This is a genomic window from Algoriphagus sp. CAU 1675 (genome assembly GCF_029222925.1).
In the GTDB taxonomy this organism is placed as follows: Bacteria; Bacteroidota; Bacteroidia; order Cytophagales; family Cyclobacteriaceae; genus Algoriphagus.
Window position 1 is genome coordinate 527,037 of record NZ_JARHUI010000003.1, and the last position, 18,508, is coordinate 545,544.

The following is an 18,508-nucleotide window of genomic DNA, read 5'->3' on the forward strand; positions in this document are numbered from 1 at the left end:
ATATTATTTGGCATTAAACTTTCCGAAATCAGGAGATTTAGTGATTTTTCTCAACTAATTTTTAGAACTTAACTTTGACTTTTGTCTCAACCTTAAAATTATCCCTATGTTGAACTATACAACACCCGAAGAAGCAGTAAGACTTATTGAAAGTCACCAACGCGTTTTTATTCATGGAAGTGCTGCTACTCCCACTACTTTGATCAATGCTTTGGCAGCCCGAAGAGAGGAGCTCAAAAATGTAGAAATAGTCGCCATTACTACCTTAGGCCCAATGCCTTTGGTTGCTCCTGAATGCAAAGGAAGTTTTTTCATGAACTCACTTTTTGTTTCAGAAAATGTACGTGAGGCCGTAAACACGGACCAAGGAGGTTATGTGCCGATTTTCCTGAGTGAAATTGGCCACCTCTTCAGAAATAAAATATTATCAGTCGATGTTGCTATGGTCCAGGTTTCTGAGCCTGATATCCATGGTTTTTGTTCTTTAGGCACCTCCGTTGATATTGCCAAACCAGCCGTTGAAACCGCCAGAATCATCATCGCACAAGTCAACAAACAAATGCCTAGAACCCATGGAGACGGGCATATCCATATTTCAAAATTCTCAGCTGCGATTTATGTTGATGAAGCACTACCGGAAGTAGATTACCGAGCCAAAATCACCGAAAAGGAAACTCAAATCGGCCATCATATAGCATCTTTGATCGAGGACAGAGCTACCCTGCAAATGGGGATCGGAGCCATTCCTGATGCAGTGTTAAATTCTTTGAACCACCATAAAGACCTGGGAATTCATACCGAAATGTTTTCAAACGGACTTTTGGAACTCATGAAATCCGGGGCAGTCACCAACTCCTTTAAGAAAAAACATCCCGGAAAAGTTGTAGCAGCCTTTGCAACCGGGACTGCTGATTTGTACAGAGAGCTCCATGACAATCCGGAGTTTTCATTTCATGAGGCGGCCTATGTCAATGATACAGCTGTCATCAGAAAAAACCCAAAAGTAGTTTCCATCAACAGTTGCCTGGAACTTGACCTAACTGGGCAGGTCTGTGCCGATTCCATTGGCAGTTATCATTTCTCAGGAGTTGGGGGACAAATGGACTTTATGAGAGGGGCTTCACTTTCTGTTGGAGGAAAACCAGTGATGGCACTCACATCCACCACCAAAAAAGGAGCTACAAAAATTGTCCCTTTCCTAAAAGAAGGAGCCGGAGTGGTAACAACCCGTGCCCACATGCATTACGTGGTCACCGAGTTCGGTATAGCTAATTTGTATGGCAAAAACCTCCGACAGCGAGCCTACGAATTGATGCGAATCGCACACCCGGACCACAGGGAAGATTTGGAAAAGGCAATTGTGAAACGTTTTGGGAGCTTTATTTATCCGTTCAGGTAGTTTGTTCAGATCATTTTGAATTCATCTGCATCTCCTTAGTTTAGCGGAATATTCAACCCATTTAACCTATGCCCTCAAAAAGTTATGTTTTTTTCATCTCCATAACAGCTGCGTTAGGCGGTTTTTTGTTTGGATTTGATACTGCGGTAATTTCAGGAGCTGAGCGTGCCATTCAGGAAGTTTGGCACCTTAGTGACTGGATGCATGGACTGGCAATCGCCTCTGCTCTATATGGCACAGTCATCGGAGCTCTCTTTGGAGGAATTCCCGCGGACCGATTTGGAAGGAAAAAAAATCTATTGTGGATCGGATTACTCTATTTTGTTTCTGCATTGGGATCAGGAATCGCTTGGGATGTGACATCATTTACCGTCTTCCGCTTTATTGGAGGCTTGGGAGTGGGAGCATCTTCAGTAGTGGCTCCTATGTATATCTCCGAAATAGCGCCGGCCAAAAATAGAGGGCTGCTGGTTGCACTCTATCAATTCAATATTGTTTTGGGAATTGTAATCGCCTATATGTCCAATTACCTAATTGGAACAGCAGAAATTGCTGAAGAATGGAGATGGATGTTAGGAGTTGAGGCTATACCGGCACTAATTTATTCGGCCATGATTTTCAGAATTCCCGAAAGTCCACGCTGGTTGATTGCAAAACACAATCAACATGAGGAGGCCCGGGCTATTCTTTCCCGTACAGATCCTGAAGGTGCGGATGAGGCCATTCGATTAGCCATAGAGGAGGAAAAAAGCCTTCAGCAAAAAGGTACATGGATGGCAATATTCTCCAAAAGATTTCTGCCAACCACCCTCCTTTCCGTTATGATCGCCTTTTTCAACCAAGTATCGGGGATCAATGCGATCATATACTTTGCACCAAGAGTGTTTGAAATGGCCGGAATATCCACCGAAAATGCACTGATCTCCACCATAGGGATCGGAGTGGTCAACCTTTTAGCTACGTTCCTGGGATTGTATCTCATTGACCGCTTGGGAAGAAAAAAACTTATGTATATAGGTTCCTTTGGGTATATCATTTCCCTGTCTTTGATGGCGTACAATTTTCTTGGCCCTGGAATTCCATCCTTTTGGCTACCCATCTTCGTATTTGGATTTATCATTTCCCATGCAGTGGGTCAGGGTTCCGTGATATGGGTGTTTATTTCCGAAATGTTCCCTAACGAACTACGAGCTTATGGTCAATCATTGGGTTCTTTTACCCATTGGATATTGGCAGCATTGATTGCAAATGTCTTTCCATACTTCGCCAATCAATTCGGCCCAGGATATATCTTTTCCTTTTTCGCATTAATGATGGTACTCCAACTGCTTTGGGTTCGATTTAAAATGCCGGAAACCAAAGGGAAATCATTGGAAGAAATTCATCGGGAAATAAACTGATTCTTATGTCAAACAAAGTAGTAATCTTTGGTGAAATGCTTTGGGATTGTCTCCCTTCCGGACCGGTTGCCGGAGGAGCCCCAATGAACGTAGCCCTAAACCTTCATCAACTGGGCCTAGAATCCCATTTGATTTCAGCCGTAGGAAATGATGAAGACGGTAAGAAGTTATTGGATTTTGTAAAGTCCTTTGGCCTACCAACCGATTTAATCCAAATCAATCAGGAGCATGAGACTTCCAAGGTTCTGGTCGATAATTCCGATCCCGAAAACATCAAATATACCATCGTATCTCCTGTGGCCTGGGATTTCATACATTGGAATCCAGGGCTTGAGGAGGCGGTAAAAAATGCAGACGCATTTGTCTTTGGAAGCCTTTCGGTCAGAAACCCGGAAAGTCTAAAAACGCTCATTCAATTACTACATATACCCGGAATGCGGGTCTTTGATGCCAATCTTCGTCCTCCCTTTTATGATTTTGAAATTATCGAGACCTTGTTGGGTTTTGCGGATATTCTAAAAATCAACGAAGACGAACTTGAAATTTTTGCTGATTATTTTAAAACTGAAAATTCCATAAAAGGATTGTGCGATTACCTAGACCATCATTTTCCGATGGAAGTAATATGCATTACAAAAGGATCAAAAGGTGCCGTCATTTATCAAAAAGGCAAATTTTTTGAACATCCAGGATACAAAGTAAAAGTACAGGATTCAATAGGTGCCGGAGATGCTTTTTTAAGTGGTTTTGTGAAGACTTATTTGGAAAAGAAATCTCCAAATGAAATCCTGGATTTTTCCTGCCAACTCGGAGCTTTTATAGCAACACAAAAGGGTGGAACACCAAAATATTCTCAGGATGATATAGCGCAAATCATGTAATTGAATATCCTCGACAAGATCGAAAGAGCCCTGAATTTCTAAAATTCAGGGCTCTTTTAATTTTAAATTGAACCACTTATCCCTTTTTGCAACTTTGTTTCATTTTTTCTGGTTTAAAGATTAAAAGGGAATTAATTTAGCACCGTGAAAAATTTACTACCCGCACTTTTCGGTTTCATTCTGGCTTTATCCATAGCCCATACTTCCCTGGGACAAGATTGTAATTTGTCTATACGAGGAAAGGTAATTCACCTTGAAAACAACCAACCTATTTATTCAGCATACATCTGGCTGGAGGAAATTAATTCTGGCACTCTCACAGATGAAAATGGAAATTTTCAACTAAAAGGATTATGTCCGGGACAATACACCCTCAAAATCCAATATTTAGGACACAAGGAAATCATTGAATCAATTAACTTGAGTTCCAGTCCTTTCAACAAAACCTACCGAATGGAGGAGGAATCCCTAGAATTGTCGGGAGTAGAAATCCATGGACATAAAGATGCAATTCAAACCACTACAGCAGTTACTGCCCTCTATGGTGAAGCCCTATTCGAAGCCCGAGGGGAAAATTTGGGTGAAAGCCTAAAGCGGATTGCTGGGGTTACCACTTTCTCAACCGGTAACAGTATTGCTAAGCCGGTTATTCATGGTCTCCATTCCAATAGAATCATGATCCTAAACAACGGAATCCGTTTAGAAGGCCAGCAATGGGGTGCGGAACATGCCCCTGAAATTGACCCATTCATTGCAGATGAAATCACGGTGATCAAAGGTGCGGAAACCGTGAGATTTGGCCCTGAAGCCATGGGAGGTGTAATCTTGGTCAATCCCGGAGAACTTCCTGTGAAAAAAGAACACACTACAAACCTTTATGTACTCGGGGCAAGTAACGGGAGAATGGGAAATATCAACATGACCCACACAGGAGGATCCGGAAAAATACCTGGTTTGGGATACAGAATACAAACCTCTGCAAAAAAAGCAGGAAACATAAAAAGCCCCGATTATTATCAGGGTAATACGGGACTTTCTGAGCTGAATTTTAGTGGTACATTGGGCTATACCAGCAAAAAACTGGGAGTTGAAGGCTATTACAGTTATTTCAATACAGAACTGGGTATACTTAGAGACTCACATACCGGTAATCTTTCTGATCTTCAGGAAATCATTGCTAATGGGAGACCATTTACGGATGCGGAATTTACATATGACTTGATCAACCCTAAACAGGTTGTAACTCATCATTTGGTAAAATTGAAATCCCATTATCACTTAAACCCCAACTGGAAAGCCAATATTCAATACGGCTTTCAAATGAATAATCGAAAGGAATTTGACAAAAGACGAGGTGACCTGAACGAGAGAGCAAGCTTGGACTTGGAGCTTTTCACCAACACCCTGGATATTTTTATAGATCATACCCACGTAAATGCCTTTAGCGGTACTTGGGGATTAAATCTTATTCAACAAGCAAATAATAATGTTCCCGGAACAGGGGTTACTCCTTTAATCCCCAACTACGACATGCTCAATTTGGGACTATATGGAATGGAAAAATATTCCAAAGGTCCTTTTGAACTAGAGGCAGGAGCGCGCTTTGATATTAGAAGTGTAAGTACAGCGAGATATATACAGGAGGAGTTGGAAACTGCCGATTTAAGCTATCGAAATTTCACCGCATTTCTTGGAGCTTATTATCAAATCAGTGAAAAACTGGAATTCTCCTCAAATATTGGATCCGCATGGAGGCCACCAAATGTCAATGAACTTTTCAGCCAAGGCCTGCACCATGGGGCAGCTGCAGTTGAAATTGGAGATCAAAACCTTGAATCCGAAAAATCCCTCAAATGGGTCAGCTCTCTGGAATATTCAGGAAAAAAATCTCTTTTTGAAATCACTGTCTATGCCAATAAGATCAAGAATTACATCTATTTAAATCCGACCGGGGAAACCTACTCCAGTTTGCGGGGCACATTTAATGTATATGAATATCTACAAGCAAATGCCATGTTTTATGGACTTGATTTCTCAGGAAGTTATGAATTCAGTGAGCAAATTAGCGGCTATGTAAAGGGAGCTATCACACGAGCCAAGAATTTAGATGAGGACAATTTCTTCCCATTTATCCCATCAGACCGAATGGACTGGGGACTCTCCTATTCTTTTGGAAAAGACGGCAAAAAAAACAAAGTCACTTTAAGCAATCAATTGGTTGCCAAGCAAAAAAGGGAGCCTGATTTTGACCTAGCCCCTGCCCCACCTGCTTATGCCCTTTTTGGAATCGGGTACATGAAAAAAATGACCATTGGCCAAAACAAACTGAACGCAGGAATTCAGGTAAACAACATCTTCAATACCTCCTATAAAGAATACATGAATCGTTTCCGATACTTCACCGATGATATTGGAAGAAACATCCAACTGAAAATCAACTATCAATTTTAATAATTAAACACCATGAGATTATTTAACAGACTATCAGTTATTGCCCTGCTTAGCCTTTCATTTGGCTTTTTGTCCTGTGAAAGTGAAGATCCAGTTATGGAAAATGAAGGCGAAGTGATCACAGATGTAAATTTAAATTTCACAGAACTTGATGATTCTGGAAACCCGGTCGGACTAACCTTTACATTCAATGCTTCTGATTCTGAAGGGATTGAAATTGGGGGTTCTCCTGTAGTACAGACGGTAACCCTTACAAAAGGAAAAACTTACCGAATGGAAATTGAGGTTAAGAACACTATAGAGAACGAGGACATCACTGAAGAAATACTAGAAGAGGCAGCTGAACATCAGTTTTATTTCTTGGGAACAGCATTTGTTGGTTCCTCTGCACCTTTGACCTACATATATGACGATGAAAGTGGGGAATTGATCGGTGTCAGAGGGATTGTCACAGTAGAAGAATTCCCAGGATTCAACAATGCTGAAATGAGAATCGTTTTAAGACATGACCTAGATAAAAATTATCCAGGTGCCGATGACCCAAATTTTGAAAACTTTGTACTGGCAGGTGGTGAAACTGATTTAGATATTCGTTTCCCTTTAGTCTTGGAATAAAGAACACCATCCACAAAAAAGGCTGCTTCAATAATATGAAGCAGCCTTTTTTGTGGACGGGTAGTTTTAATAACTCTTTCCACAAATGGCAATTTTTTCAGGGTCAAAACCCAGTTCGGCATTGGTACCAATATTGCCAGCTACTAAAATCACATTATAATCAGGACCTTCATTGGCCAAATGAATCTTCACATGTCCATCAAAAACTTTCATTTGCTCAAATGTGGGAACACTTCCATCCGACAATTGTCCGATTTCAGTCACACTTTTGAGACTTTCCGAGGAAACAGGGCTTAACAAAAATGCAATCGGCGCATCCGCTTGCTCATACCCCCCAAAATGTAAATGTGCGGGAAATGTATAAGCGCCTTCAGACCTTGCCCCTTCCAATTGAATTGTAAATTCCAAAGCCCCACTAGTCAACTCTTGAACAATCAAGTTTCCAGTGTAATCGAAATCACTGGATTTAAACAACTCAAATTCAAGCTTTTGGCCTGTATACTTATCTGGTTCTTGTTCACCACAGGACCAAAACACCAAAGATATTAAGGCAAGAAAGAGCAACTTTTTCATTTTCAATTAGTTTTCATTCAAGTAACGAAAAGTCTTTTGTCCCTGTTCGTTAATTCCTTAAAATTATTAATTCAATTGGAATTACCCTTTTTCAAACAGAGAAAGAAACACCTAATTTCCCACGTTCAACATACTAAATCACCTCAGCGGGTTAAAGCAAACCTGCAGCAAGCTGGATTTCTTGTACAATTATTCACCATGCGGAAGAATCAAACAAAATTTTCCTACCAAATAGGCTACTGAAATTGTATGGAGGATAAACGCTTGTCAATTGGGTTGGAATATTTCCAAAAAAAGGGCTGGGAAGCTTTTCCTTTCCAGATACAAACCTGGGTGGTCTATCTGGATGGGAAATCCGGGCTTTTAAATGCACCAACAGGTTCAGGAAAAACCTTCGCTTTATGGTTTCCTGTTATCTTGGATTATATTCAAAAACATCCTGATTCCTGGAAAAACCAACAAAAAACAGGAATTCAGTTAATCTGGATTACACCCCTCCGGGCTTTAGCTCAGGACATTCAGATGGCCATGCAAGAGGTCTGCGAAGCTATTGGACTTCCTTGGCAAGTAGCCGTAAGAAATGGTGACACGGATGCAAAAACCCGCGCATCTCTTAAAAAAAGACCTCCTGAAGTACTGATCACTACCCCTGAGACACTGCACATTCTGATTTCACAGAAAGGGCATTCATCACTCTTCCAATCAATACAAGCAATTGTTGTTGACGAATGGCATGAACTTGTAGGTAATAAGCGGGGAGTTCAAGTTCAACTTGGCATCGAGTACATCCAGTCCCATATTTCTAGATCTTTCCGAAGATGGGCAATATCTGCAACCATTGGCAATCTGGAGGAGGCTACCCAAGCCCTATTGGGCAGATCACTTCCCATTCATATAATCAAAGCCAAACTTGAAAAGCAGGTGATACTTCGCTCCGTATTTCCTGATGAAATAGAAAAATACCCATGGTCTGGACATTTGGGAATCCGAATGCTTGACAAGGTTATCCCTATCATCGAAAGTGCAAGGACGGTTTTGCTTTTCACCAATACCCGATCACAGACTGAAATTTGGTATCAAAAAATTCTGGAATCAAGACCAGATTGGGCAGGTTGGATTGCAATGCACCACGGTTCTCTCGATATGTCTGTGCGAAGCTGGGTGGAGCAGGCCCTGCACGAGGGCAAACTCAAACTAGTAGTGTGTACTTCAAGTCTAGACTTAGGAGTTGATTTCAGGCCGGTTGATAAAGTTATTCAGGTAGGTAGTCCAAAAGGCGTTTCCCGCTTTGTTCAAAGGGCAGGTAGATCTGGACATCAACCCGGGATGCCTTCAGAAATCTTTTTCGTGCCGACCAACTCCTTAGAACTGATTGAAGCTGCGGCTTTACGAGATGCCATAGAAAAGGAGGAAATGGAATCCCAGTTTACTCCCATCCTACCCTATGATGTACTGATCCAATTTTTACTCACATTAGCTGTGGGGGATGGCTTTGACAGGGAGAAAATTTACCCAATTATTAAAAAGACCCGCTCCTTTTCAAGCCTCAGCCTGGAAGAAATGGACTGGATCATGGACTTTATTACCAAAGGAGGAAGTAGCCTTTCCAGCTACGAGGATTACCAGAAAGTAATTCTAGACGAAGACGGCCTTTATCGGATCAAAAACAAACGCATCGCGATGAAACATCGGCTTTCAATGGGAACCATCGTTTCAGAGGTCATGATGAAAATCAAATTTAAAAACGGGGCTTACTTGGGAACAGTTGAAGAGCATTTCATTTCAAAGATGAAAATTGGAGACCGGTTTTTCTTTGCAGGCAGAAGCCTAGAGTTACTCCAGGTCCAGGGACTCAATGCCATTGTCAAGGTGTCGGAAAAAAAATCCTCAAACGTTGTGAGTTGGATGGGCGCTAGAATGTCCCTTTCTTCCAAGCTTTCAGATAAAATACTCCAAATCTTAAAGGCATACAACCAAGGCGTTTTTGAGTCAGAAGAGATAATCAGAATCAGTCCCATTTTGGAGCTACAAAGGCGGCTCTCTTTGGTTCCTGACGACAGGACTTTCCTCATCGAATCCCTTCAAAGCAAACAAGGTTATCATTTATTTTTTTACCCCTTCGAAGGGAGAATGATGCATGAATTGATGAGTGCACTCATCGCTTATCGCATTTCCACCAGTTATCCTGTCACCTTTAATATGGCCATGAATGATTATGGTTTCGAATTGCTTTCAGATACTCCCATCCAAATTGAAGAAATTTTGGAGGAGGACATTTTTAGCCTGAACAATCTTCATGAAGACATCATGCATTGCGTAAATGAAAGTGAAATGACAAGGAGAAAATTCAGGGAAATCGCCAGCATCGCGGGCTTGGTATTTCAGGGATATCCCGGAAAACCTACCACATTCAAGCATATACAGGCAAATTCCAGCTTGTTGTTTCAGGTCTTTGAACAGTATGATCCAGACAATTTACTTCTCAAACAAGCTCATCAAGAAGCCATCAATCAACAAATGGATCAAGACAAACTGGTAAAAGCAATGCAGAAACTAAGCCGTGTGAAAATTGTGGTCAAACACCCTGTGCAGTTCACTCCACTTTCCTTCCCGATTATGGTTGACCGATTGAGTAGAACTACAATCTCATCGGAAAGTCTAGAAGATCGGATTGCCAAAATTCAGGCCCAGTTCCAGATTCAGGATTAATTCGCTCTCCAGAAGAATGGAGTAAATAGGATCAGGATAGTGAATAATTCCAATCTCCCGAGCAACATAAGGAAGGAAAGGAAAACCTTTGCCCCCCCTGAGAAAAACGCAAAATTATCCACTGGACCTACATGACCAATAGCGGGCCCCACATTACCAAGACAAGTAGCTACAGCACCCAAAGATGTAGGAAGGTCATAACCCATTAAAGACAGTACCAAAGCCCCAACCACAAAAGTCAGCAGGTAAATCAACAGGAAGTTCATGATATGGGTGATAATTCGGCCCGTAACCCTATCTCCATTGATCATCAAAGGCACAATTGCCCGTGGATGAACCAATCGTTTAAATTCCAGCCATGAATTTTTGATAAAGGTGAGGTGTCTGACAAACTTGATTCCACCTGCAGTAGAACCTGCCGAACCACCTAAAAACAACAACATAAAGAAAATAAAAGTAGCTCCTTGCCCATATTGGGTGTAGTCATCCGTGACAAATCCCGTAGTAGTAACCAGTGATACTACCTGAAAAAGGGATTTTCTAAAGGCAAATTCTGCATCCACTCCCCCTTTGGCAAAAATTGGATAAAACATCACTACAGAAATCCCAATGACTGCCAGTGTGTAGGTTTTAAATTCATCACTCATTAAAACCCGCTTAAACTTTCCAACAACCCCAAAATAGATAATTGTGAAGTTGGTCCCTGCCAAAAACATGAAGACAATTGCAACATATTGAATAAATGCAGAGTCGAAATAAGCCATTGAGGCATTTTTTGTAGAAAAACCTCCAGTCGCCAAAGTAGTCAGCGCGTGATTAACAGCATCATAAAAGCTCATCCCCCCAACCCAATACAGAAGCATGGCTGCAACAGTCAAACCAACATATACATACCAGAGTCGCTTGGCAGTTTCTGAAATTCTTGGGTGCACCTTATCGGAGGTTGGTCCGGGGGATTCGGCTACGAAAAGCTCAATGCCACCAATCCCCAACAATGGGAAGATTGCAACGGTAAGTACAATAATACCCAAACCACCTATCCACTGGGTCATACTTCTCCAGAAAAGAAGCCCCTTGGGCATGGCCTCAATATCTGTCAAAATACTTGCGCCTGTTGTGGTAAGTCCAGAAAGAGTTTCAAACAAGGCATCTTCAATGGAAAGAATCTGATGACTTAGCAAAAAGGGCAACATCCCAAAAAGTGTCATAAAGAGCCAACTCAGGGCCACAATCAAATACCCTTCTCTTTTCCTGATGTTTTGGTCTTGTTTACTAAAGGACAGAAAAGCAACCAAACCAACAAAGCCTGAAATAATCATGGACACCAAAATTGGCCATGGGTTTTCACCGTAATACAAAGAGAAAAAAACAGCAGGAAGCATCAAAACCGCAATCAGCACCAAGAGTGCCCCCATGATTTTGGCGATTTCCTTAAAGTGGATCATAGCTTAATGAAAAAGTTTTTCTAATGAATTCTTTGCTTCCGGCAAAGCCAACACGATGGCTTTATCCTCCATTTGTAACTGAAATTCTCCATCTGGGATAAATACATCTTCCCCTCTGATCACTCCCGCTACAATCGCTGTATCTGGAAAGTGCAGTTCCTTTAAGGGAAACTTGGTTAAGCGGTTGTTTTTTGTCACCGAATATTGGATAAACTCTGCATCAACCCCATAAATCCCGGAAACTGCATCTACAGAACCTTTTTTGAGATATCTGGAAATTTCATTTGCCGCAACTAGCTTTTTATTGATCAGGGAATCCACTCCGATACTATGCGAAATATGGATGTATTCCCGAGTATCAACGTGAGCGATGGTTTTGTATACCCCGTGATTTTTGGCGGTCAAACTGGTGATAATATTGGTTTCGGAAGAATCCGTAAGAGCCAAAAAGGCATCCATTTGTTCCAGTCCTTCCTCCACTAACAATTCCACATTTTTGAAATCACCATTGATTACCAAAGTATTTGGCAGGTTTTCAGCAAGCCATTTACAGCGCTCCTTATCCTTATTGACCAGGGTGACGCGATATTTGTTCTCAAGCTTGAGAGCTGTCGTCAATGCCATGTCATCACCACCGATAATCATCACATTCCTGATCACTTTCTTTTCCTGCCCAATAAGTTCTAGGATAGTTTCAGTATGCTGTTTATTTGATATAAAAAACACATGATCATGATTTCTAATGATTGTACTTCCTCTGGGAATCATGGTTTTTTGATCCCGAAGAATGGCAATAATTCGAATATCCTCAAAAATTGGATTGGATTTCATGTCCATAATCCTCTGATTCACCAAAGGGTTGGATTGATCCAGAGTTACCCCGACAATATTGAGTTTACCACCTCCAAAATCAAATACTTCCGTAAAACTGGAATTTTCGATCATATTGAAAATCTCCCTGCTGCATAGCATAGTAGGAGAAATCAAATTGTCGATTCCGAGGTTGTGGAAATAAGGTAGATTTTCTTCATTAAGATAGGAATGGTTACGCACCCTTGCCATCACACGCTTGGCTCCCAATTGTTTGGCCAATACAGCTGCAACAATATTGGTTTTTTCAGAAGTTGTAACTGCAAGCACCATACTTGCATTTTCAACATTTGCCCGCTTTAGGATTTCAAGAGAAGTAGCATCTCCCATTACTGTCAATACATCCAGTTTGGAAGAAACGTAGTCTAAAACTTCCCGCTCAGTATCTATTAGCGTTATATCCTTGTTTTCGTAACTCAATTGCTCGGCCAGGTGGTAACCCATGTCTCCTGCTCCAGCAATTACGATATGCATCCCCATAGTCGATAATCTGGTGATTATAAAGAAGGTGCAAAAGTAATATCTTTCTATATGCTTATCAGCATTTTACGTATTTCTTTCGCATCTAGGTGACTAAAGTAATAAAGCAAAAAGTCAAAAATCGAATTTTTAGGATTTTTATTCTTCCAATAAGCGGGAGCTTTCACCTTCCGGAAGCTCTTGGACTTCCTTAAGTTTTCTTTGTATGGCTCTGGTTCGAACCCCAACCAGTTTGTCCAATTCGGAATTAGCTTCATTCAGCTTTTTCTGGGTTTTTTCGATCAGTTCACCGAATTTTCCAAACTCAGTTTTAATTGCTCCAAGAATTTGCCAAACTTCTGAGCTCCTTTTTTGGATAGCCAGAGTCCTAAAACCCATTTGCAGACTGTTCAAAATCGCTGAAAGTGTGGTAGGCCCTGTTACCAAAACTTTATATTCCTGTTGTAGCCATTGGGCCAGACCAGGTTCCCGAAGTACTTCAGCATAGAGACTTTCTACAGGCAAAAACAAAATGGCAAAATCCGTGGTATGGGGAGGATGGATATATTTGGCCTGAATGTCCTGGGCTGCTTTTTTCACTGCCTTGAGAAGTTCTGATCGATGAAGCTCTATATTTCCCTTTGAAGCCGATTCATAGGCATCCACCAATCTCAGATAGGATTCTTGAGGGAATTTGGAATCAATGGGTAACAAAACTGGCTCATCCTGTCCGGGCATTTTCACGGCAAATTCCACCCTTTCCCGATTTCCTTTTCCGACAGCTGCATTGACTTCATATTGGTCAGGAGTCAACAGGTTTTCCAAAATTGCATGCAACTGATACTCTCCCAATACGCCCCTGCTTTTCACATTGCTAAGCACCCTTTTCAAATCGCCCACTCCATTTGCCAGATTCTGCATTTCACCCAATCCCTTTTGTACAGCTTGCAGTTGATTGCTGACCATTTCGAAAGACTGTCCCAATCGTGTCTCCAGGGTTTTTTGGAGCTTTTCATCTACAGTTTCCCTGATTTTCTCTAAACGCAATTCTGTAGACCTCATTAATTCCTCCTGACTACGGTTCAAATCCCGGAATTTTTCCCTTTGAAGATTATTGAAATCCTGAACATTTTGCCGAAAAACATCCCCGAAGGATTTGAGGGCTTCTTTTTGAACTTGAGAATTACTGTGAAGAGAATTGAAAACCAACTGAAACTGGGAGACTAAATTTTCCCTATTTTCTTTTCTTGCCAGGGCCAATCCTGTTTCCATATCCCGCTTCAAGTCTATAAGTTGAGATTGAAGGATCTCATGCCCAGCCCCTTTCTTTCGGTCCGACAAAAACAGAACTAGGAATGTAACTTGAACTAACAGAACTATTAAGAGTAAAATTTCAGTCTGCATCAGTGATAAATTTTGGTTCCTGAAGGTAGTCTTTCCTCACCTCCACCCCTAAAAAGGAAAGGTATTCTGCGACAGATGATGTCGGGGTTTCCTCCATAGGAAAACGTCCCGAATCTTCGTACACAACCAAATGGGAACTTGGTATTTCCTTTTGGAACAGTCTCCCCAAATCCCCGGAATAGTTCGGATCCTTTGATCCCCACATGATCAAAGTAGGCATATCCAAGCGAGAAAAATCAACGATGTTATCATCATCTTGTAAAAGTCTATCAACCGCAGCCTCACGATTTCCGGTTCTTAACATAAGTTCAAAATAGCGATTGAGTACCTGTTTACTGATTTTAGTTTCATCCATATACAATTTTTCGAGATTCATGGCAAATAGAAACTTCGGGGTACATTTCAGCAAAAGATTGGTGAATAAAGGATGCTTTAATATTCTTCTCTCCCATTTATTACTTGATTTGGTTTGATCCTCAAATTGTCTTGGCTTGGGTTCAGGTACACCAGTTGGGTTTATTAAGTTTAAAGTCAATACTTGGTCAGGGCGATTAGAAGCCACATGAAGAGCCACCTCTCCTCCCATTCCATTCCCTGCAAGATGAAATCTGGATAGATTAAGTTTCTCCGCCAATCTCAAAACAAGCTGGCTATAGTCATCCATTCCATATCGCATCAACTCATCTGGACCTGTCAAACCATGACCCGGCAAATCCAGAGATATTGTCAGAAAATATGGGCTCAATTCTGCTTGCCAAGCTTCCCAGGTATGCAAGGAGGAAAAACTTCCATGGATCAAAAATATAGGTTCCCCTTTGCCCTTGATCCTTACATGTAAATTGACTCCATCTACATCGATGAAATGGGATTCCGCAGTGCTGTATTTTTCAATCAGGGACTCGGAGGGTATATCATTTTTATAAAGCAACAAGAGGAAAAAAATCAGGCTCAAAGCCAGGCCCAAGAATATTTTTCCGATTAGTTGAATCAACTTCATAATTGAAAAGCAGGAATGAAAGGATAAGGGAGGGAATAGCAAATATTCTTCCTAAAACATTATTTTGCCGAAAAAGAATAAAAATTGAGAATTAAAGCCTTTTTCGAAAACATTGGTCCCGGGCCGATCATAGCCGCAGCATTCATCGGTCCTGGTACTGTCATGGTTTGCACCCTCGCAGGATTCAATTTTGGATTTTCCCTACTCTGGGGTTTGGGACTATCCATTATTGCTACTGTTATTCTTCAGGAAATGGCAGGAAGAATTGGACTGGTAACTGGAATGGACCTGAGTCAATTGATCCGAAATGAAAAAGGACATCCAATCTGGAAATTATTTCAAATGCTGATTATCTTAATTGCAATCGTGATTGGAAATGCAGCCTATGAATCAGGAAATATAACCGGTTCAAATCTCGGACTCAGTACCCTTTGGAAAGCTCCAGTCATTCATTCCGGCTATTTCGAATTTCAAACAGGCAATTTCATTCTGGGTGCTCTTGCGTTTTCACTTCTCTGGTGGGGTTCTTATAAGGTCTTGGAAAGAATATTGGTCACCCTTGTAATCCTGATGTCCCTGGCATTTCTCAGCTCAAGTATTCTTACTTCCCCCGATTGGGGACAAGTCCTCAAAGGATTTATACCTGAATGGAGCCCTGAAAAAATTACCACAGTTGTTGGACTGATAGGAACTACTGTGGTGCCCTATAATCTATTCTTGTATGCAAGTTTGGCTAAAAACAAATGGCAGAAGGAGGAAAAAATCCCCATTATGCGTCGGGACATCATACTTTCCGTCATTCTCGGCGGGATAGTTTCTATGGCAATAGTGATAGTCGGCTCAGCCAATACCAGTACTGAAATTAGCGGAGCCCAGGATGTGGCCTCTGGACTGGAAATGATCTTTGGATCATTTGCCAAATATCTAATGGGAATTGGATTGCTTGCTGCCGGATTGACTTCATCCATTACTGCACCCCTTGCGGGTGGATTGGTTATTTGTGGAATTATGGGATGGAACCAAGAAACTCGCTCCAAAGCCATGCGGTTTTCTATGGGTTTTATTGTTTTGATGGGACTGATATTTTCTTCTTTCGGAATCAAACCTGTACAATTAATTTCACTGGCACAGTTGGCAAATGGAATACTCCTTCCAGTAATCAGCGGATGGATCATCTGGAAAGCAAGTCAAAAATCCCTGATGAAATCACATAAAAACTCAGGACTCCTCCTGACAATTTCTATTCTTATTTGGCTGATCACCTTGGCCTTAGGTTTAAAGGGTATTGGTTCTGTAGTTGGATTCAATATTTTTTAATGGTACTTTTTTTCAGTCAATACTAAACCCTAATGGCCTAACCGGGTCTAACCCTGCAGCCATGCATATCAGTGATCAGGAAATCCTTCAACTCATCCAGAACCCTAAAAGTAAAGAGATAGGGTTTCGTCAGTTGATTCAGTTGTATCAAAAAAAAGTTTATCAATTAATCCGCCGCATGGTTTTGATCCATGAAGACGCTGATGACCTGACACAAAACACATTCATTAAGGCGTATCACCATTTGGATAAATTCAAGGGCAACTCAAGCCTATTTACTTGGTTATATCGAATTGCAACCAATGAAGCACTGAGTTTTCTAGAGAAGAAAAAAAGAAGGTATTTCCTCTCTGTTGATGACCACTTGGAAAAACTTGAATCTTACCTGGATCAACCCGGAACATTAAGTGGGGATGAGATTCATAAAAAGCTTCAAAAAGCTTTGTTGAAACTACCGGAAAAGCAACGCCTGGTTTTCCACTTGAAATACGAAGAGGATTTGAACTATGAGGAGATTTCCAAGATTACAGATACCAGTGTGGGTGCTTTAAAGGCCAGTTATCATCATGCTGTCAAAAAAATTGAACATTTCCTGCAAGAGGACTAAACCAAACAGGATAAGAACAGTCTAAAAACCAGATATGAGCAAATTACCCGAACATAAAGTCTCGTTTGAAATTCCTGAAGGATATTTTGAAGACCTACCAGAAAAAATCATGGCTAAATTGGAGCCCAAGCCCGACTATTCTTGGTATAAATGGGCTGCTGCTGCACTAATTCTCATCTCTCTGGGGATTTACCAGTTAGATATTTTCCAAAGTCAAGATGAATACTTAGCTATGGAAGAGGAAGTAGAGCTATACATAGAGTCCAACTATTGGACAGCAGAAGACATTTTGGGGATGACTGAAAACCCGGAAGAAATCCTCAATGAAATTATATTGGAAGAAACTCCTTTCTCCCAAGATCTATGGGAAACCGAGGATCAAAATCTATTTGACTTATGAAAAAACTAACGCTTATCTCTCTTTTCTACTTACTGTTAATTGGCGTTTCTTTTGCCCAGCGACCCGGACAGGAAATTGACAGGGAAAGACTTCAAGCTGCAAGAGTGGCTTTCATTACAACCCGCTTGGACTTAAGTCCTGAACAAGCCGAGAAATTTTGGCCTGTTTTCAATGAATATGACAACCAAAGAGAAAGTAATCTCAAAAAACTGGCAGCACTTAACCCGGGGAGAGACGTGACTCTTTCAGAAGAAGAAGCGAAGAAGAATGTACAACAGCGATTTGAAATCCAAAGACAGATGATTGCCGATGAGGAAAAATTTGTTTTGGATATCTCGAAGACGATCAACTACAATCAAATTCTCAAGTTAAACCGGATAGCCAGAGACTTCACCCGGCACATTTACCAGCGCCAAAGACAAAGAAATACTCCATAAAAAAAGTCCCCAATTGGGGACTTTGTATTTACTGCTGTTTTTTCAACAAATCTCTGATTTCTTCCAAAAGAACTTCTGATTTAGGAGGAGCTGGAGGCGGAGCAGGTTCGGCCTTCTTCTCTTCTTTTTTATTCATTTTATTGATGCCCTTTATAGCCAGAAAAATAACAAAAGCGATGATGGCAAAATCCACCACATTCTGGATAAACATCCCATAGTTCATGGTAACTGCAGCGGTTACAACTTCTCCCGCATCATCCAATACTGCATCCCTCAGGACAATATTTAGATCCTTAAAATCCATCCCTCCAACAAGTAAACCGATTGGAGGCATTACAACATCATTTACGAAAGAGGAAACAATTTTTCCAAAAGCTCCTCCGATAATCACACCGACAGCAAGGTCAATCACATTTCCCCTGACGGCAAACTCTTTGAATTCTTTTAACATTCCCATAGTTTAAAAGTTGATGGTTAATAGATACAGTAATTTTCCAATAATTTAATTCTAAACCAAACCCAAAGTTTAGTACCTCCTAATTTT

Annotated in this window: 16 protein-coding genes; 10 read left to right on the plus strand and 6 right to left on the minus strand. The window is 41.1% G+C overall.

The window, feature by feature from the left end; translation table 11 throughout:
• The first annotated feature begins 106 nt into the window (after window positions 1-106).
• From P2G54_RS09475 to P2G54_RS09495, 5 genes are all read left to right on the plus strand, one after another.
• A complete protein-coding gene (locus P2G54_RS09475; protein ID WP_275870485.1) occupies window positions 107-1,399 on the plus strand; it encodes an acetyl-CoA hydrolase/transferase C-terminal domain-containing protein in 1,293 nt (430 codons plus the stop codon).
• Window positions 1,400-1,467: 68 nt separating this feature from the next.
• On the plus strand, window positions 1,468-2,799 hold the full coding sequence (locus P2G54_RS09480) for a sugar porter family MFS transporter (RefSeq protein WP_275870487.1): 1,332 nt from the start codon (window positions 1,468-1,470) through the stop codon (window positions 2,797-2,799).
• A gap of 5 nt (window positions 2,800-2,804) precedes the next feature.
• The gene (locus P2G54_RS09485) at window positions 2,805-3,680 is read left to right on the plus strand and encodes a carbohydrate kinase (protein WP_275870489.1); all 876 of its coding nucleotides are present in this window, start codon (window positions 2,805-2,807) and stop codon (window positions 3,678-3,680) included.
• Between the two features lie 144 nt (window positions 3,681-3,824).
• On the plus strand, window positions 3,825-6,131 hold the full coding sequence (locus P2G54_RS09490; RefSeq protein ID WP_275870491.1) for a TonB-dependent receptor: 2,307 nt from the start codon (window positions 3,825-3,827) through the stop codon (window positions 6,129-6,131).
• A gap of 12 nt (window positions 6,132-6,143) precedes the next feature.
• Window positions 6,144-6,746 (plus strand): hypothetical protein, encoded by a 603-nt coding sequence (locus P2G54_RS09495; protein WP_275870493.1) that lies wholly within the window; start codon window positions 6,144-6,146, stop codon window positions 6,744-6,746.
• Window positions 6,747-6,812: 66 nt separating this feature from the next.
• On the opposite strand, the gene P2G54_RS09500 is transcribed toward P2G54_RS09495, so the two are convergent.
• Window positions 6,813-7,319, minus strand: a complete 507-nt coding sequence (locus P2G54_RS09500) for a hypothetical protein (RefSeq protein ID WP_275870496.1) — start codon at window positions 7,317-7,319, stop codon at window positions 6,813-6,815.
• Between the two features lie 249 nt (window positions 7,320-7,568).
• On the opposite strand from P2G54_RS09500, the gene P2G54_RS09505 reads away from it, so the two are divergent.
• The gene (locus P2G54_RS09505; RefSeq protein WP_275870498.1) at window positions 7,569-10,028 is read left to right on the plus strand and encodes a ligase-associated DNA damage response DEXH box helicase; all 2,460 of its coding nucleotides are present in this window, start codon (window positions 7,569-7,571) and stop codon (window positions 10,026-10,028) included.
• Here P2G54_RS09505 and P2G54_RS09510 read toward each other — a convergent pair.
• The 4 genes from P2G54_RS09510 to P2G54_RS09525 all read right to left on the minus strand — a co-directional run bounded on the left by P2G54_RS09510 (window position 10,025) and on the right by P2G54_RS09525 (window position 15,203).
• Window positions 10,025-11,473 carry a potassium transporter TrkG gene (locus P2G54_RS09510; RefSeq protein WP_275870501.1) on the minus strand — a complete coding sequence of 483 codons (1,449 nt, stop codon included), beginning with the start codon at window positions 11,471-11,473 and terminating at the stop codon, window positions 10,025-10,027. The genes P2G54_RS09505 and P2G54_RS09510 overlap by 4 nt on opposite strands.
• Before the next feature lie 3 nt (window positions 11,474-11,476).
• The gene (gene trkA, locus P2G54_RS09515; RefSeq protein ID WP_275870503.1) at window positions 11,477-12,823 is read right to left on the minus strand and encodes a Trk system potassium transporter TrkA; all 1,347 of its coding nucleotides are present in this window, start codon (window positions 12,821-12,823) and stop codon (window positions 11,477-11,479) included.
• A gap of 138 nt (window positions 12,824-12,961) precedes the next feature.
• Entirely contained in the window at window positions 12,962-14,206 is a 1,245-nt protein-coding gene (locus P2G54_RS09520; protein WP_275870505.1) for a DNA recombination protein RmuC, read from the minus strand.
• Window positions 14,196-15,203 (minus strand): alpha/beta hydrolase, encoded by a 1,008-nt coding sequence (locus P2G54_RS09525; RefSeq protein ID WP_275870507.1) that lies wholly within the window; start codon window positions 15,201-15,203, stop codon window positions 14,196-14,198. The genes P2G54_RS09520 and P2G54_RS09525 overlap by 11 nt, the downstream gene beginning before the upstream one ends.
• 84 nt (window positions 15,204-15,287) lie before the next feature.
• Here P2G54_RS09525 and P2G54_RS09530 point away from each other — a divergent pair, with 84 nt between their 5' ends.
• The 4 genes from P2G54_RS09530 (at window position 15,288) to P2G54_RS09545 (ending at window position 17,964) form a co-directional block, all read left to right on the plus strand.
• Window positions 15,288-16,520 (plus strand): Nramp family divalent metal transporter, encoded by a 1,233-nt coding sequence (locus tag P2G54_RS09530; RefSeq protein WP_275870508.1) that lies wholly within the window; start codon window positions 15,288-15,290, stop codon window positions 16,518-16,520.
• A 61-nt stretch (window positions 16,521-16,581) separates the two neighbouring features.
• Window positions 16,582-17,127, plus strand: a complete 546-nt coding sequence (locus P2G54_RS09535) for an RNA polymerase sigma factor (RefSeq protein WP_275870510.1) — start codon at window positions 16,582-16,584, stop codon at window positions 17,125-17,127.
• Window positions 17,128-17,161: 34 nt separating this feature from the next.
• Window positions 17,162-17,527, plus strand: a complete 366-nt coding sequence (locus P2G54_RS09540) for a hypothetical protein (RefSeq protein ID WP_275870512.1) — start codon at window positions 17,162-17,164, stop codon at window positions 17,525-17,527.
• Complete coding sequence (locus P2G54_RS09545) at window positions 17,524-17,964, plus strand: hypothetical protein (protein ID WP_275870514.1); 441 nt, start codon at window positions 17,524-17,526, stop codon at window positions 17,962-17,964. Before P2G54_RS09540 ends, P2G54_RS09545 begins: the two co-directional genes overlap by 4 nt.
• A 28-nt stretch (window positions 17,965-17,992) precedes the next feature.
• On the opposite strand, the gene mscL is transcribed toward P2G54_RS09545, so the two are convergent.
• Window positions 17,993-18,421, minus strand: coding sequence for a large-conductance mechanosensitive channel protein MscL (gene mscL / locus P2G54_RS09550; RefSeq protein ID WP_275870516.1), 429 nt, complete (start codon window positions 18,419-18,421; stop codon window positions 17,993-17,995).
• Window positions 18,422-18,508 lie beyond the last annotated feature (87 nt).

Bases quoted from the DNA above. Each gene is read 5' to 3' on its own strand.
- P2G54_RS09475 (WP_275870485.1), top strand. From the start codon at position 107: ATGTTGAACTATACAACACCCGAAGAAGCAGTAAGACTTATTGAAAGT.
- P2G54_RS09480 (WP_275870487.1), top strand. From the start codon at position 1,468: ATGCCCTCAAAAAGTTATGTTTTTTTCATCTCCATAACAGCTGCGTTA.
- P2G54_RS09485 (WP_275870489.1), top strand. From the start codon at position 2,805: ATGTCAAACAAAGTAGTAATCTTTGGTGAAATGCTTTGGGATTGTCTC.
- P2G54_RS09495 (WP_275870493.1), top strand. From the start codon at position 6,144: ATGAGATTATTTAACAGACTATCAGTTATTGCCCTGCTTAGCCTTTCA.
- P2G54_RS09500 (WP_275870496.1), bottom strand. From the start codon at position 7,319: ATGAAAAAGTTGCTCTTTCTTGCCTTAATATCTTTGGTGTTTTGGTCC.
- P2G54_RS09505 (WP_275870498.1), top strand. From the start codon at position 7,569: ATGGAGGATAAACGCTTGTCAATTGGGTTGGAATATTTCCAAAAAAAG.
- P2G54_RS09510 (WP_275870501.1), bottom strand. From the start codon at position 11,473: ATGATCCACTTTAAGGAAATCGCCAAAATCATGGGGGCACTCTTGGTG.
- trkA (WP_275870503.1), bottom strand. From the start codon at position 12,823: ATGGGGATGCATATCGTAATTGCTGGAGCAGGAGACATGGGTTACCAC.
- P2G54_RS09520 (WP_275870505.1), bottom strand. From the start codon at position 14,206: ATGCAGACTGAAATTTTACTCTTAATAGTTCTGTTAGTTCAAGTTACA.
- P2G54_RS09525 (WP_275870507.1), bottom strand. From the start codon at position 15,203: ATGAAGTTGATTCAACTAATCGGAAAAATATTCTTGGGCCTGGCTTTG.
- P2G54_RS09535 (WP_275870510.1), top strand. From the start codon at position 16,582: ATGCATATCAGTGATCAGGAAATCCTTCAACTCATCCAGAACCCTAAA.
- P2G54_RS09540 (WP_275870512.1), top strand. From the start codon at position 17,162: ATGAGCAAATTACCCGAACATAAAGTCTCGTTTGAAATTCCTGAAGGA.
- P2G54_RS09545 (WP_275870514.1), top strand. From the start codon at position 17,524: ATGAAAAAACTAACGCTTATCTCTCTTTTCTACTTACTGTTAATTGGC.
- mscL (WP_275870516.1), bottom strand. From the start codon at position 18,421: ATGGGAATGTTAAAAGAATTCAAAGAGTTTGCCGTCAGGGGAAATGTG.